12 protein-coding genes are annotated in these 15,634 nt (G+C 57.7%); 4 read left to right on the forward strand and 8 right to left on the reverse strand.

All coding sequences use genetic code 11. The features are described 5' to 3' along the window. Positions 1 to 17 precede the first annotated feature (17 nt). A complete protein-coding gene (gene pmbA / locus HALO_RS14780; protein ID WP_050713580.1) occupies positions 18 to 1,358 on the reverse strand; it encodes a metalloprotease PmbA in 1,341 nt (446 codons plus the stop codon). A gap of 124 nt (positions 1,359 to 1,482) precedes the next feature. Here pmbA and yjgA point away from each other — a divergent pair, with 124 nt between their 5' ends. Beyond that, on the forward strand, positions 1,483 to 2,016 hold the full coding sequence (gene yjgA, locus HALO_RS14785; RefSeq protein WP_035578335.1) for a ribosome biogenesis factor YjgA: 534 nt from the start codon (positions 1,483 to 1,485) through the stop codon (positions 2,014 to 2,016). A gap of 10 nt (positions 2,017 to 2,026) precedes the next feature. Here yjgA and tldD read toward each other — a convergent pair whose 3' ends face one another. The 7 genes from tldD to HALO_RS14820 all read right to left on the reverse strand — a co-directional run bounded on the left by tldD (position 2,027) and on the right by HALO_RS14820 (position 11,954). Next, positions 2,027 to 3,478, reverse strand: coding sequence for a metalloprotease TldD (tldD, locus tag HALO_RS14790; protein WP_035578332.1), 1,452 nt, complete (start codon positions 3,476 to 3,478; stop codon positions 2,027 to 2,029). Then, positions 3,475 to 7,329, reverse strand: a complete 3,855-nt coding sequence (locus tag HALO_RS14795) for a YhdP family phospholipid transporter (protein WP_050713581.1) — start codon at positions 7,327 to 7,329, stop codon at positions 3,475 to 3,477. Before HALO_RS14795 ends, tldD begins: the two co-directional genes overlap by 4 nt. 2 nt (positions 7,330 to 7,331) lie before the next feature. Continuing rightward, positions 7,332 to 8,795 (reverse strand): ribonuclease G, encoded by a 1,464-nt coding sequence (rng, locus tag HALO_RS14800; protein WP_035578327.1) that lies wholly within the window; start codon positions 8,793 to 8,795, stop codon positions 7,332 to 7,334. Positions 8,796 to 8,866: 71 nt separating this feature from the next. Then, positions 8,867 to 9,448: a Maf family protein gene (locus HALO_RS14805; RefSeq protein ID WP_035578324.1), complete on the reverse strand. Its 582-nt coding sequence runs from the start codon at positions 9,446 to 9,448 to the stop codon at positions 8,867 to 8,869. Beyond that, positions 9,445 to 9,933: a rod shape-determining protein MreD gene (mreD, locus tag HALO_RS14810; protein ID WP_035578321.1), complete on the reverse strand. Its 489-nt coding sequence runs from the start codon at positions 9,931 to 9,933 to the stop codon at positions 9,445 to 9,447. Before mreD ends, HALO_RS14805 begins: the two co-directional genes overlap by 4 nt. Further along, a complete protein-coding gene (mreC, locus tag HALO_RS14815) occupies positions 9,933 to 10,892 on the reverse strand; it encodes a rod shape-determining protein MreC (protein ID WP_050713582.1) in 960 nt (319 codons plus the stop codon). The genes mreD and mreC overlap by 1 nt, the downstream gene beginning before the upstream one ends. A gap of 24 nt (positions 10,893 to 10,916) precedes the next feature. Further along, on the reverse strand, positions 10,917 to 11,954 hold the full coding sequence (locus HALO_RS14820) for a rod shape-determining protein (protein ID WP_007114671.1): 1,038 nt from the start codon (positions 11,952 to 11,954) through the stop codon (positions 10,917 to 10,919). 230 nt (positions 11,955 to 12,184) lie between these two features. Between HALO_RS14820 and gatC the strand changes: the two genes are divergently transcribed. From gatC to gatB, 3 genes are all read left to right on the forward strand, one after another. Continuing rightward, positions 12,185 to 12,472, forward strand: coding sequence for an Asp-tRNA(Asn)/Glu-tRNA(Gln) amidotransferase subunit GatC (gene gatC, locus HALO_RS14825; protein WP_035583239.1), 288 nt, complete (start codon positions 12,185 to 12,187; stop codon positions 12,470 to 12,472). A 94-nt stretch (positions 12,473 to 12,566) separates the two neighbouring features. Continuing rightward, positions 12,567 to 14,027 carry an Asp-tRNA(Asn)/Glu-tRNA(Gln) amidotransferase subunit GatA gene (gatA, locus tag HALO_RS14830; protein ID WP_035578317.1) on the forward strand — a complete coding sequence of 487 codons (1,461 nt, stop codon included), beginning with the start codon at positions 12,567 to 12,569 and terminating at the stop codon, positions 14,025 to 14,027. After that, on the forward strand, positions 14,027 to 15,481 hold the full coding sequence (gene gatB / locus HALO_RS14835) for an Asp-tRNA(Asn)/Glu-tRNA(Gln) amidotransferase subunit GatB (RefSeq protein ID WP_035578314.1): 1,455 nt from the start codon (positions 14,027 to 14,029) through the stop codon (positions 15,479 to 15,481). The genes gatA and gatB overlap by 1 nt, the downstream gene beginning before the upstream one ends. Positions 15,482 to 15,634 lie beyond the last annotated feature (153 nt).

The following is a 15,634-nucleotide window of genomic DNA, read 5'->3' on the forward strand; positions in this document are numbered from 1 at the left end:
CACTTGGCTATTTGGACTTAGTCACCGGCTACCGTCATGGCATCGATTAACCAGCTACCCGTGTGAACACTGCCACGGGTATCGGTGTCATCGCCGATACCGACTAGCCCAGCAAACATCCGCTCTAGATTACCGGCAATGGTGAACTCTTCGACCGGGTACTGCMCCTTACCGTTTTCGACCCAAAAGCCTGCGGCACCGCGGGAGTAGTCGCCAGTCACACCGTTAACGCCTTGGCCCATCAGTTCAGTTACCCAAATCCCCCGCCCCATCTCCTGCAGCAGGCTTTCGCGTGATTGCAGCGGCGCCGCTAAACGCACATTACGTGCGCCACCGGCATTGCCCGTGGTTTGCATATCGAGACGACGAGCGCTGTAAGAAGAGAGCATATAGCTGGCAATGCTGCCCTGATCGATAAAGCGATTATTACGGGTTTGCACGCCCTCGCCATCAAACGGCGAGCTCGCCGTGGCACCGMCCTCCATGGGACGCTCTTCTAAGCTAAACCAGTCGGGAAACAGCGGCGTGCCGAGCCGGTCGCACAAAAACGAGGCCTGCCGGTAGAGCGCGCCACCGGCCAAACCACTGAGAAGGTGGCCGATTAAGCCACTGGCCAGCGAGGGATCAAACAGTACCGGAAAAGTGCCCGTGGGCGGGCGTTTAGCACCGAGCCTGCGCAGCGTTCGCGCGGCGGCCTCGCGGCCCACTTCGGCAGGGTCTCGCAGTGCCTTGGGGTCGCGGGCAGAAGTGTAGTCGTAGTCGCGCTGCATACCGGCCGCGTCTTGGGCAATCAGCATGCACGAAAGAGAGTGACTACTGCCTTTTTGGGTACCTAAAAAACCGTGGCTATTGGCGTAAACGCGTACCCCTTCGCCGCTGGAGAGTGACGCGCCATCCGACTGAGAGATGCCCTCAACGTCGCTTCCCGCCTGCTCACAGGCAAGCGCCAGCTCAATCGCCTCATCCGTTGTCAGGGACCAGGGGTAGTGCACTTTTAAATCGGGCTGCTCGGTGGCCATCAACGATGCATCGGCCAGCCCAGCGGCAGGGTCTTCGCCGGTATAGCGGGCAATCGCCAGGGCTTTCTCCACGGCGGCCTGAATTGAGGCGCTGCTGGCGTCTGTGGACGAAGCACTGCCTTTACGCTGACCTACGTAAAGCGTGACGGCAATGCCCTGGTCACGGGATAACTCAACCGTTTCAACTTCGCCCAGGCGCACGCTGACACCGATGCCCTGGTCTACACTTGCGCCCACCTCAGCAGCATCTGCGCCCAAGCGCTTGGCCAGCGCTAGCGCTTCTTCGGCACGCGCGGTCAATAACGACTGCTGCGCGGATGCATTAAATGCCTGTGCCATATGGCCTCCTTTTTCAACCGCATGTCTCTCAAGCGAATGTCTTTCAAGAGAGTGTCTTCGGCGAATCAATGTTGTACTCGCAGCTGGTATAATGCCGCTACGAATCTTGTCTGTGAGTCACACTATGCGTAAGCAACGTCCCGATACCGTCTCAAGTACTAATGAAGTAGAAGAGCAGGAAGAACGCCCTAGCAAGTCGCAACTCAAACGCGAAATGCATGCCTTACAGGCACTTGGGGAAACCTTAATCGCCATGCGACCGGCGGAACGCGCCCGATTCCCCCTCTCTGACGATATGCTGCGCGCTATCGAGGAAACCTCGCGCATCCGTTCCCATGAAGGTCGCCGCCGCCATATGCAGTATGTCGGTAAGCTAATCCGTAAAGAGGATCTCACCGCCATTCAAGGCGTATTCGATTCCATCGACCAGGAGCAGGAGCAGCGCGACCACGCGTTCCACCGACTGGAAAAATGGCGGGAACGCTTAATTGACGAGGGCGATCCTGCTGTCGACCTGTTTATGGCGGAGCACCCCGATGCCGATCGCCAGACCCTGCGTCAATTGATTCGCAACGCCCAGCGGGAACGCGAGCAGGGCAAACCGCCGACCAGCTCGCGCAAGCTATTCAAACACCTGCGCGAAACGCTCGCTCTTTAAAGGCGGCTCATTAAGACTGCGTGCCGCCGACGGTCAGCTCATCCAATTTCAGGGTGGGCTGGCCGACACCCACCGGTACGCCCTGCCCCTCTTTACCACACACGCCAATACCGGTATCCAGCGCCATATCGTGGCCAATCATGGAGACCCGCTGCATCGCTTCTGGCCCGTTACCAATCAAGGTGGCCCCTTTTACCGGCGCCGTCACCTTACCATCTTCAATCAGGTAGGCTTCGCTGGCGGAGAACACGAATTTACCCGAGGTGATATCCACCTGACCGCCGCCAAAGCTGACCGCATAAATACCGCGCTTAACGCTTTTGATAATATCGCTGGGCTCATCTTGGCCCGCAAGCATAACGGTATTGGTCATACGCGGCATCGGCAGGTGAGCAAAGGATTCTCGCCGCGCGTTGCCTGTGGGTGCCATGCCCATTAAGCGAGCATTTAGCTTGTCCTGCATATAGCCGGTCAAAATGCCGTCTTCGATAAGCGGCGTGTATTGCCCCGGCGTGCCCTCGTCATCCACGCTCATGGAGCCACGGCAATCCGATAAAGTTGCATCATCAACAATCGTTACGCCTTTAGCGGCCACGCGCTCGCCCATCTTGCCTGCAAAGGCGGAGCTGCCCTTACGGTTGAAATCGCCTTCAAGGCCATGCCCCACTGCTTCGTGGAGCAAAATACCCGGCCACCCAGACGCCAGCACTACGGGCATTTGACCCGCGGGCGCATCGACGGCTTCCAGATTAACCAGCGCCTGACGCACCGCTTCTTTGGCGTACTGCTCGGCGACTTGATCATCGCGCAGCTTAGCCATGGAATAACGGCCACCACCGCCTGCGCTGCCGCGCTCACGGCGACCATTCTTAACCGCAATAACGCTGACATTAAAGCGTACCAGGGGGCGAATATCGGCAGCCAGAGTGCCGTCGCTGGCCCGCACCAACACCACTTCATAAGTACCCGACAGAGAAGCGCTCACTTGGCTAATGCTCGGATCAGCCGCACGCGCCACACGGTCAGCCTGTTTGAGCATGGCCACTTTCTCTTCGGCGCTTAGCCCGGCTAAGGGATCAATCCCTGCATAGCGCGACATAGCGGAAACGGGCCGAACCAATTGCCCAGGTAAACGTTGACCGCTGCGCACAATACCTGCCGCGGTGCGGCCAGTGTCCATTAGCGCATCGGCCGTAATTTGGTTGGAGTAGGCAAAGCCGGTTTTTTCACCGGCCAGTGAGCGCACGCCGACACCGCCGTCAATATTGTAGCTGGCCTCTTTCACCTCACTATCTTCCAGCACCCAGCCCTCTTGCCAAGTACGCTGAAAATAGAGATCCGCGTAGTCAATGCCCGCGCCCATGGCGTAGCCCAACCCCGTTTCCAGAGCCTCTAAATCGAGTCCTCCAGGGGTCAACAGAATGGCAGCAGCCGTATCTACATCACTTTTATATGCGGTCATTGGGGGCCTTCTAAAGTAACCTGCGGCGAGGTCCAAGGGCCTCGCACGCGATAATGGAGTGTTGTGGCACGATCTAAAGCGTCGCCAAACATCTGGTCAGCAAGGAACAGCGCGCCGCCCACGATGGGCGCGCCAACGGCGATCGCCGCGATCGGTAAACTTTGCGTCACTGGTAGKGTGACGCCAAGCCGCTGGTCAAGTTCACGCGACACCAGGTCGACACTGCCGGTAAGCGTTAGGGTGGTGGCCGGCGCATCAATTTGCAATGGCCCGCGTAGCGTCAGCAACCCACCGGTAACGTCGGCGGTGCCCTGGACACGATCAAATGCCGTGCCCCGGCCGGTAACGTCAGAAAAATCCRGGCGCAGACGACGTAAAATATTATCGAAATTAAGCAAGCCGATTAAACGCGCAGGCGCCGATTCCAGGGTAACAAAACGGCCATCGCGAATGTCGGTACTGATAGTGCCATCCGAGCGGCTTAGCTCCAACTGCCAGGGAGCTCCCGGCCAATCAAGCGAGGCGGCCACATCGGTACTACGGCTGCGCATGGCCACCGGTTGGTCAAGACGTTCAAGGGCGGTCCCAATGTCGCCCCCCTGAATGGTAATGTCCGCACGAGTATGACTGGAAACAGCGTCCCCTTCCCAGTAAAGCTCGCCTCGCGCAGAGAGCTGGCCCAGGGTTAAGCCAACGGGGGTAAGCGAAAAACGCTCACCGTCGGTTTTCCAATAGGCCGTCAAGGGACCAAAACGACGCGGCCCCATCGCAATTTCGGCTAAACGCAATCGCCCATTGGGCACATCGGCTAGCCAGTCAGGAATGGCCAACGGCGCCTGACGCTGCGTTTCGACCGATCCCATCCAGGAGTCTGGCATCGGTGCATCGCTGTCATGCTCAACATTGGCTAACGCCAGCAAGCGATCAAGCGCCAGCGCTTCAATGGCCATATCTAAAGGTTGTGATGATTGAGCATCGTAGTTTACACGCCCGGTGACCAGGTTACCGCTTAGGCCCAAATCGATCAGGCCAGCGTTAATGCCTCCAGATGCGTTTAGAGAGCCTAAACACTCGCCTTGGTAAACCACGCAGGGGGTGGTTAACGAGACCGCCAGCGGCGTTTGAGTGCCTGCGCTTGACTCCCCGGGTGCCCCACCAGCCATTAGCGGTGCAATCGCCCGCTGCCACGCTAGCGGGTCAAGCCTTGGCACGGCAGCGTTAAGGCTAAACCCAGGTTGGGTGGGCCAGCCGGGCAGACGCTCCGCTTGGCTGCCTAAATTTAGCGACCCGGCAAACTCGCCATTACGCTGCTGAATTCGGGCTGCGACGATATCGGCCAGCTGTGTTTCAAGCCGTTTGGCATCTAAATCAGCGGTCAAAGTCCAGGGCCAGGGCTGCTGTGGAGATTTGGCAAACGGTTCGGGCAGGTGGCTAGTAACACCGAGCAAGCGGCTCTCAAGGCGAAGGGTGGGCGTCGGGACTATGCTGACAAGGCCCTGCCACTCTATCGGCCCTTCTAAGGGCAGACGTCCTTGGCTACTGTCTAACCCGGCAAGCCCGAACAGCGCCGCGGTAGCGACACTCCCTTGCAGTTGTATGCCGTCGCTTTGAGTATCAATATCAGCGTTGATAGCCCCCCCCAGCAACTGCCCTTTAGCCTCGCCGACGAGCCCCGAACTCTCCCCATCTTGAAGCCAGGCGAGATCCCCCTCAACCGATTGAAGACGTAAGTCGAGCGGTTGATAAACCACTTCCGAGAAGCGCGGCTGAGCATTAATTTCCAGCTGCAGCGCCTCAGGGTTTGCCAATGGCAATGACAGCGCAATATCGCCGTTAACATCCCCCGTCACGCGCAAATCACTTAGTTGGGAAAGGTCGACCTCAGGCATCGCCTGTAAAAATGATATAAGCGCTGGCCCATCCGAGATTAACTGCCCCGAAAGGTTGAGCGTCTCATCCTCCATCACCACCTCGCCCTCTGAAGCCGTAACACCATGGCTCTGGGCGTTATCAATTTCAGCCTCTAACACCCTGTTTTGCCACTTCAGTCGCCCCTCGACATCGTCAAGGCGTGGCCAGCCTGGCGCGATCGGCAAATGCCCTTGCGTCACCGCCAAGGCAAGCGTTGCTGTAAAGTCTTGGGCAGTCGCCCCTTCGCCTAACGGCTGGCTTAGCTGCAGCGAGCCTTCGCTGACGTAACCACCCATATCATTAAGCAGCCATTCGCGCAGCTCATCGTCCATCACGCTGAGCGGCAACCACTGGGCAAGCGGACGCTCAAGAGCATCCACGTCGCTAAAAGTTAGGTCTAAACCAAAATGACCACGCTGATTGCCGGTCACCAAACCGAAGCCACCCGCTATCTGGGCACCGTCCCAGTCGACGCTTAGCCGCTTGCCACTCACCATGGTATTGGGGCCGTCATATACCCACTCCACTTCCCCTTCAGCACGCCGTAGCTGCATGGGAGCGGCAAAAAACTCAGGAAAGTAGAGGGTGCTATCGCCGTTGCTGCTAAACAGCACGCGGCCGCGGAAATCCCGCGCCTGCACCCAGGCATCCAGCGGGCCACCGCCCGGCGCCTGCTGCCACGGTGAAACCTCTACGCCGGTTAGCGCCGCGTCCACCCCCCAGTGGCCATCCTGCTGCCCCACGTGTAACCCTTCGACTTGCCCGCGGGGGGCCAGGGTTTGCAATACCCGGGTGACGGATTCAGGGAGCAATACGTAGTCACGCCAAGCAGTCAGCGAGGCGAGCTCAAAGGCACTGGTGCGCACTTCCCACTGCCCAGGCTGGTGGGTGGCGTGCCAGTGGCGTGGCAAGGCAGGCCCGACGCTGCCACCGGGGGGCTGCGCCCACTCTACACTGTCGGCATCACCGCTTAGCCACGCTTCACCGCCGTCGCCGTCGCGCTGCCATAAACCGTTAGCCTTGATGTCCCTTAACACCGCGTACTGAACCTGATGGCGTAGCGTCAACTGGGGAACATCGACAGCAATGCGAGACTCCTCAAGGCGTCCGGCGCTCCAGCGCCCCCACAGCCGCGCACTGCCGCCGGCTTGCTCTAAATAAGCGGCATGATCCGGCCGGAACATATCCGCCAAGACGACTAACTGATCAAGCTGAACATCCAGTTGCAACGCTGCCGAAAAATCGCTGAAGCCCCGTCGGCCGGGCTGCATTTCGACCTTCATTTCAACCGCGGGCAGATCCACCTCGCGCGCCTGCTGTAGCGATTCTGCGATATTGATAGCGCCTTCCAGCCGTGTCCGCCGCTCATCGCCGGTCAGCAGCAGTGTCTGCGCATGGAGCATCACGGTGTCTTGCTTGCCGTGCAGCACCACGCGGGTGTCATCCACCCAGAGACGTTGACGCAAAATCAAGCCTGCCCAATTATCAATCGTGGCCAGATCCACGTCTGGCTCCGCCGCCATCAATAGCGGTAACTCTGCGGGCTCAGGCCACTGCAAAGACGCCCCCGAGCCTTGATAAAGATGAAACTGGGTACCGCTGATGCGTGCGTCGCTAAAAATCGGCGCCATGTTGACAAGCGACGCCCAGGTATCCAAACGTAGCCCCGCATGCTCCAGGGAAAACAGCGCTTGGCCATCCGGGGTTTCCGCGTTTACGCCATCAAGGCGTAATAGAAGATCGCTCCGGGCGAGCGAAAGCGATAGCCGCTCGATGGTGACCGGCACGCCAATGCGCGCCTCTAGCAGCGCTTCAATACGTGGGGTTAGGGCATCGGATTGGCTAATCGCCAAGCGCAGCAGCAACAGCAGCACAGCCGTGCTGCCCAGTAGCCAGGCTGCGATCAGCAAACTCCAACGCACCAGCGAACGCGTTAGCATGGTTACATCAGCACAATATCGTACTGCTCTTGGGAGTAGTGCTGTTCAACCTGAAAGCGGATGGTTTTATTGATAAACGTCTCCAGGTCAGCCACCGCGGCTGACTCTTCATCCAATAAACGATCAACGACAGGTTGTGATGCAAGCACCATGTAGGTTTCAGCACTATAGGCGCGCTCTTCGCGCAGTATCTCACGAAAGATTTCGTAGCAGACGGTTTCTGGCGTTTTAAGCGTGCCCCGCCCACTGCAGGTGGGGCACGCTTCACACATCGTTTGCTCTAGGCTCTCCCGGGTGCGTTTCCGGGTAAGCTGAACAAGGCCAAGCTCGGTAACGCCGGTACACTTGGTTTTGGCATGATCACGCTCTAAGGCTTTTTCCAATACCCGCAACACCTGACGCTGATGCTCAACATCGACCATATCGATAAAGTCGATAATGATAATGCCGCCCAGATTGCGCAACCGAAGCTGGCGGGCAATGGCCGTAGCTGCTTCAAGGTTGGTTTTGAAAATAGTCTCTTCAAGGTTGCGGTGACCAACATAGCCCCCGGTATTGACATCAATGGTGGTCATTGCCTCAGTGGGGTCAATCACCAGATAGCCACCGGATTTCAGCTGTACCTTGCGCCCCAAGGCTTTTTGGATCTCATCTTCGACGCTGTAGAGATCAAAGATGGGCCGCTCGCCGGGGTAGTATTCAATCCGCTCCACCGCGTCGGGCATAAACTCTTCGGCAAACTCCACCAGCTTGACGAAGTTTTCCCGCGAATCGATGCGCACTTTTTCGATATCGTCGCGCATTACGTCGCGCAGGGTACGCATAAAGAGCGGCAAATCATCGTAAATCACGCTTTGCGGCGTCGCGGTCACTTTACGCTCGCTAACCTTACGCCACAGCCGCAGCAGAAAGTGCATATCGCCTTTTAGCTCTTCGTCACCCACGCCTTCCGCGGCCGTACGAACAATAAAGCCCCCCGTCACTTCCAGCGTCTGCTCCGCCACGCTATTATCCAGCAGAGCTTTTAACCGTTCGCGTTCGCGCTCATCCTCAATACGCTGCGAAACGCCGTGATGCGGCGAATCGGGCATATAGACCAGATAGCGAGAAGGGATCGACAGGTGCGTGGTTAAGCGCGCCCCTTTGCTACCGATAGGGTCTTTGGTCGCTTGTACCACTAACGCCTGGCCCTCATGGAGTAACTGGCCGATGGTCTGCTGCTCATCGAGCGGTGTGCCGGGTGGCATCACTTCGTGGGCGTGAATAAACGCTGCCCGATCTAAGCCAATATCAACAAAAGCAGCCTGCATGCCAGGCAGTACACGAACCACTTTGCCTTTGTAGATATTGCCCACGATGCCACGCCGACGGGAACGCTCGATCAGTGCCTCTTGCAAAACGCCATTTTCAACCAGCGCGACGCGGGTTTCCATTGGCGTTAAATTGATGAGAACTTCACCGCTCATGCAAAATTCCTTGTTGGTTGACGTATTCCTTGCCAGCGATACAGGTGCTCGATACCTTCAATCCAAAGGTGTCAGACACGCTGCCAGATAGGAACTCCCTGTCGGCATAGCAAGTGCGTCGTCTCAAACAGCGGTAGCCCTACCACTGCCGAGTGACTGCCTTGAATCTGTTTTACAAATATGGATGCCAATCCCTGTATGGCGTAACCACCGGCCTTATCAGCAGGTTCACCGGTACACCAGTAGGCAGCAATTTCATCGGCGCTTATCTCACGCATCGTCACCTGAGTGGCCACACAGCAAGAGAGCATCCCCGCCGGCCCACTCACTGCCACGGCGGTAAGCACCTGATGGCACCGACCCGAAAGCAGCCCCAGCATTTCAGCGCCCTCCCCTGCATTCGCCGGTTTACCTAGAATACGCCCATCGACCACCACTGCGGTATCTGAACCTAGCGTAGGCAGGTCAGTGAATGGCACTGCCGCCTCAGCTTTGGCCATCGCTAAGCGCTGTACATAGGCTTGAGCCGACTCACCGACCAGCGGCGTCTCATCAATATCACAGGGATACACCTTGACCGGCACCCCAATAGAAGCCAGCAAGGCCCGACGGCGTGGAGAAGCAGACGCTAAGCACAAAACAGGCGTCGTCATGAAGCCGCCAACCGGCGCTCTAACGCCTGGAACATCGTCGCCAGCCACGGCCATAGCAATGCACTGATCAGCGCGGGAATCAAAAACGCTAAATGAATTGAAAAATCACCCACGATAGTGCGCAGCCACTGGGCGACTAGCTGCATCAAGCCCAACAGTACCAGCACCAGTGCCGACTGCTGTACCAGCGAATAGGCCCGAAAACGGGGGTAGACCAGAGCACACAAAAACGCCAACAGCGCATAGATAAGCGCATGCTGCCCCAACACGGTGCCTTCAATTAAATCCATCAAAATACCCAGTACAAAGCCGTGAAAAACACCCACTCTGTCGGGAGTACGCATACACCAGTAGATCAGCATCAACCCCAGCCACTCAGGGCGATATACCTGCCAGCCATCGGCTAGCGGCATAACTTGCAAGCAGAGGGCTAGGATGAGACTAAACCAAATAACCACTAATGGAACAATCGGTGCTCGCGGCATCAGGGCACCTCTGGAGATGATGCATTTTGTGCGGGAAGCGCTTCTTCAGGACTGGCGAGCTGAAGAGAGGAGCGCAATGCCTCTGCCGAGATATCCAGCGTATCATCCCAGGCACTCTCTTCCACTTCCTCTCGCAGAGGTGGGAAAAGCAACAAGAAGTGACGTGAACGCTGCAACTGCGCCATGGGTTCGGCCGTTACGCGCGCAAATGGCTGGCCTGGATCGTGGTACACCTCAGTAACGCGCGCCACGGGGTAACCCGGAGGAAAGCGCCCAGCCAAGCCCGATGTGGTCAACAAATCACCTTCGCGAATATCCGCCGTATCAGGCACGTGCATCACATTAACGCTACTGTAACGCCCCGCCCCCTGGACAATAAAGCGCAGCCCATTGCGGTTTAACTGAACCGGCAAGGCGTGACTGGCATCGGCCAATAGCAGCACACGGCTGGAGTAAGCAGAGACTGCGGTAATTTGCCCCACCAATCCAGAAGCATCGATGACCGGCTGACCTACATAGGCGCCGTTACGATGGCCACGGTTAACCACCATCTGATGACTAAAGGGGTCATTATCCAGCGACAGCAGCTCAGCCGTGATATAGGGAATATCACGCCGCTTCGCCGCCTTCAGCAAATCGCGCAGTTCGCTGTTTTCCGCCGTCAGGTTGGCCATCCGCTGACCACGATGGGAAAGGGTGAGAATCTGCTCACGCAGGCGGCGGTTCTCATCCACCAGCGCCTGTTGATCAGAGAGCGCAAGCGACCCCCAGTTCAACAGGTCGCTAGGCACACTAACGACCCATTGAATAGGAGCAACGACCATCGACATCTGCGCACGGACTTGCTCCATACGCGTGAAGTTCTGGTCGACAAACATCAATGCACTGGCAGCCAGGACACAAAAAAACAGCCGGTAGCCCGGCAGTGGCCCGTGCGAAAACAGCGGKTTAATAGGCAATCCCCCCGCAATTAACCGCTGCGATTAGTCGCTCGACAGCAACTCAAAGGTGTGCTGATCAATCATTTCCAGCGCTTTACCACCGCCGCGAGCAACGCAGGTCAACGGATCTTCGGCAACGATCACCGGCAGACCTGTCTCTTCAGCAATCAGCTTGTCCAGATCGCGCAACAGCGCACCACCGCCCGTTAACACCAAGCCTCGCTCGGCGATATCAGACGCCAATTCAGGCGGTGACTGTTCAAGAGCGCTCTTAATCGCGGCCACGATAGACCCCAAGGTTTCTTGCAGCGCTTCCAGGGTTTCGTGGGAGTTGAGCGTAAAGCTACGTGGAATGCCTTCGGCCAGATTGCGCCCGCGCACGTCAATTTCGCGCAGTTCGCCACCGGGGTAGGCGCAGCCAATTTCTTCCTTAATGCGCTCAGCCGTTGCCTCACCAATCAGGCTGCCGTAGTGACGACGCACGTAGGCGGTAATGGCTTCATCAAAGCGGTCGCCACCCACCCGAATAGATTCGGAGTAGACGACGCCGTTAAGTGAAATGATCGCGATCTCGGTGGTACCACCACCGATATCCACCACCATCGACCCCTGTGCTTCATCAACTGGAAGGCCTGCGCCAATCGCCGCCGCCATGGGTTCTTCAATCAAGAACACCTCGCGGGCACCGGCACCTTCTGCTGACTCACGAATCGCCCGACGCTCTACTTGCGTTGACATGCAAGGAACGCACACCAGCACACGCGGGCTGGGGGTCAAGAAGGTGCTTTGGTGAACTTTGCGAATAAAATGCTGGAGCATCTGTTCGGTGACGGTGAAGTCGGCAATAACGCCATCTTTCATCGGCCGAATCGCGGTAATATTACCCGGCGTGCGCCCCAGCATTCGCTTGGCATCGGTACCGACTGCCGCGACGCTGCGCATATTGCCAGACTGGCGGATAGCAACCACGGACGGCTCATCGAGCACGATACCGCGACCGCGTACATAAATCAGTGTGTTGGCCGTACCCAAGTCGATCGATAGATCGCTGGAAAACAGCCCCCTCAAACGTTTAAACATGGATGTTGTTACCTAGTGCAGACCGGGAACCCTGTGCGGATGCAAACGGTATCACCGCAACCCCCTGGCAGCAAGCACGAGTCGCGCCTAACACTGCCCGTTAAGGCCAAGATGTGGTACCTTTTGCGGCTATTTTCCACGTCTGCGACACAAGACGTATTTTTTGATATCGGTATGTATACCGCTTAAAGCGGATTATGTTCCATCACATTTACGAGGAAGACTCGATCATGGCGCTTGAAGAATCTCATGTGCGCCGGGCCGCTCACTTGGCCCGACTCGCCGTCAGCGATGACCAAGCCAGCGGCTTTGTAGACGACCTAAGCCGGATTCTGGACATGGTCGACCAGCTACAAAGCCTCGATACTGAAGGCGTTATGCCGCTCGCCCACCCGCTCGATGCGACCCAGCGACTGCGCGCCGATGAAGTAACGGAAACCAACCAGCGCGACACCTTTCAGCGCTGTGCTCCGGCAGTGGAAAATGGCCTGTATCTGGTGCCCCGCGTCGTTGAATAAACTCAGTGAACAAACACGCTGAGTAACGGCATACGAGCATTGGCAGCCACCACTATTGCCACTTTTTTTCTCCCCTGAACGGAGCTTCTGGGTCATGCATGAGAAAACCTTAACGCAACTCGCTGCCGCCTTGAAAAGCGGCGAGTTTTCCAGCCGCGAGCTGACCGCTCACTATTTACAGCGCATTGACAAGGCTGACGGCAAGCTGAACAGTTTTATCAGCGTGACCGCTGAGCAGGCGCTGAAACAGGCTGAAGTCGCCGACAACGCCAGAGCGGCGGGCAACGCCGGGCCGCTGGCGGGCATTCCTCTGGCGCTGAAAGATATTTTTTGCACTCAGGGTGTAAAAACCAGCTGCGGCTCGAAAATGCTGGATAATTTTATCGCCCCCTATAACGCCACCGTGGTTGAAAAGCTCAACGCAGCGGGCACGATCAGCCTGGGTAAAACCAATATGGATGAGTTCGCCATGGGCTCCTCCAACGAAAACAGCTACTACGGCCCGGTTAAGAACCCCTGGGATCTTCAAGCCGTGCCCGGCGGCAGCTCAGGCGGCAGCGCGGCCGCAGTGGCGGCAGGCTTGGTGCCTGCCGCCATGGGCACCGACACCGGCGGCTCTATTCGCCAACCGGCGGCGTTTTGTGGCATTACCGGCCTAAAGCCCACCTATGGTCGCGTCTCGCGCTTTGGCATCATTGCCTACGCCTCAAGCCTTGATCAGGCAGGTCCAATGGCGCGCAGCGCTGAAGATTGTGCCCACCTGTTAGGCGTTATTGCGGGTCACGATGGCCGCGACTCCACCAGCGTTGCCCGCGGCGTGCCCGACTATGTGGAAGGCCTAAACGCCCCGCTCTCAGGCCTTAAAATCGGTCTTCCCAAAGAATACTTTGGAGATGGTTTAGCCCCGGAAGTCGAAAAAGCCGTCCGCGAAGCAGTGAAAGTCTACGAGTCACTAGGCGCCACGGTGCGCGAAGTTAGCCTGCCGCATACCCACTATGCGATTCCGGCCTACTACGTCATCGCCCCCGCGGAGGCCTCGTCGAACCTGTCCCGCTACGACGGCGTGCGCTTTGGTCACCGCTGCGACAACCCCAGCGATTTGATTGACCTGTATACCCGCTCCCGTGCAGAGGGCTTTGGCGAAGAGGTCAAACGACGCATTCTCATCGGCACTCACACGCTCTCTGAAGGCTTCTTTGACGCCTACTACACCAAAGCCCAGCAGGTGCGCCGTTTGATCCGTCAGGACTTCCTGGACGCCTTTGAAGACGTCGATGTACTGATGGGCCCCGCTTCGCCTACGCCAGCCTTTGACCTGGGGGCCAAAAAAGACCCGGTGTCGATGTACCTGCAGGATATCTACACTATCGCGGTGAACCTGGCGGGCATTCCCGGCATCAGCGTACCGGCAGGGTTTGCCGGTGGCCGCCCCGTCGGCCTCCAGATTCTGGGCACCCACTTTGCCGAAGCGCAGCTGCTTAACGTCGCACACCAGTTTCAGCAAGCGACCGACTGGCACTTACAACGTCCTGCCTTTGCCGAGGAGTACGCCTAATGCAATGGGAAACCGTGATTGGGCTTGAAGTCCACGTTCAGCTCGCAACGCGTTCAAAAATATTCTCCGGTGCCTCCACGGCGTTTGGCGCTGAGCCAAACACCCAGGCCTGCGCAGTGGATTTAGGCCTACCCGGCGTGCTGCCAGTACTCAATGAGCAGGCCGTGGCCATGGCCGTGCAGTTTGGCCTGGCAGTGCATGCGGATATCGCCGAAGTCTCGGTGTTTGACCGGAAAAACTACTTCTACCCCGACTTGCCCAAGGGTTATCAAACCAGCCAGATGTACCACCCCATCGTCGGCCCTGGCGACGTTGAGATTACCCTGGAGGATGGCAGCACCAAGCGTATCCGCATCCACCATGCTCACCTGGAAGAGGATGCCGGCAAGTCACTGCATGAAGATTTTCACGGCATGACCGGTATCGACTTAAATCGGGCGGGCACGCCGCTGCTGGAGATTGTCTCTGAGCCGGATATGCGCAATGCCAAGGAAGCCGCGGCGTACCTCAAGGCGATTCACTCCATCGTGACCTACCTGGGCATTTCCGACGGCAATATGGCGGAAGGCTCCATGCGTTGCGACGTTAACGTCTCGGTACGCCCCAAAGGTCAGGAAGCCTTTGGCACCCGTGCAGAAATTAAAAACGTTAACTCATTCCGGTTTGTCGAACGTGCGATTGCCTTTGAGGTTGAGCGCCAGATTGAACTGATCGAAGATGGCGGCAGCGTGGTTCAAGAGACCCGCCTGTTCGACCCTGACCGTGATGAAACCCGCAGCATGCGCACCAAGGAGGAGGCCAACGACTACCGCTACTTCCCCTGTCCTGACCTACTGCCGGTGGTGCTTGACCAAGCCTACCTGGATCACCTGCGTGGCCAGTTGCCCGAACTGCCTGCGGATAAGCGCGAGCGCTTCCAGAATGCGCTGGGGCTGTCTGCTTATGACGCCAACGTCATCTCCGCCAGCCGCGATATGGCCGAATTTTTTGAAGCCGTACATAGCGAGTGTGGCGATGCCAAGCAAGCAGCCAACTGGGTTCAGGGTGAGCTTTCCGGGGCACTTAACCGCGAAAACCTAAGCATTGCCAATAGCCCGATTTCTGCCCGCCAGCTAGGCGAGCTGATCAGCCGCGTGTTGGATGACACCATTAACGGCAAAGCCGCAAAAGAGGTCTTCCAGGCATTGTGGAATGGCCAGGGTGAAAGCGCTGATGAGGTGATTGACGCCAAAGGTCTCAAGCAGGTGACTGACACCGGCGCTATTGAAGCAATGATTGATCAAGTGATTGCCGACAGCCCCGCCCAGGTCGCCCAGTACCGCGACTCGGAGCCGGAAAAACGCGGCAAGATGATTGGCTACTTTGTGGGTCAGGTGATGAAAGCATCACGGGGCACCGCCAACCCCCAGCAGGTTAACGGCTTGCTAAAAGAGAAGCTCGACGCGTTGTTGTAACAGGGAGACGATCCGAACAACTCTTCGCGGTGGCGCTGTGAACCCCTCCCTGGGCGCTACTTTCGCCATCCCTGGCGAAAGACCCCCGCTACGAGCTGATTCGGATCTGAAAGCTTGCAAATACTAGCGGCTGCATTGGCASCCGCTTTTTTT

The organism is Halomonas sp. R57-5, from assembly GCF_900070345.1.
In the GTDB taxonomy this organism is placed as follows: domain Bacteria; phylum Pseudomonadota; class Gammaproteobacteria; order Pseudomonadales; family Halomonadaceae; genus Vreelandella; species Vreelandella ventosae_B.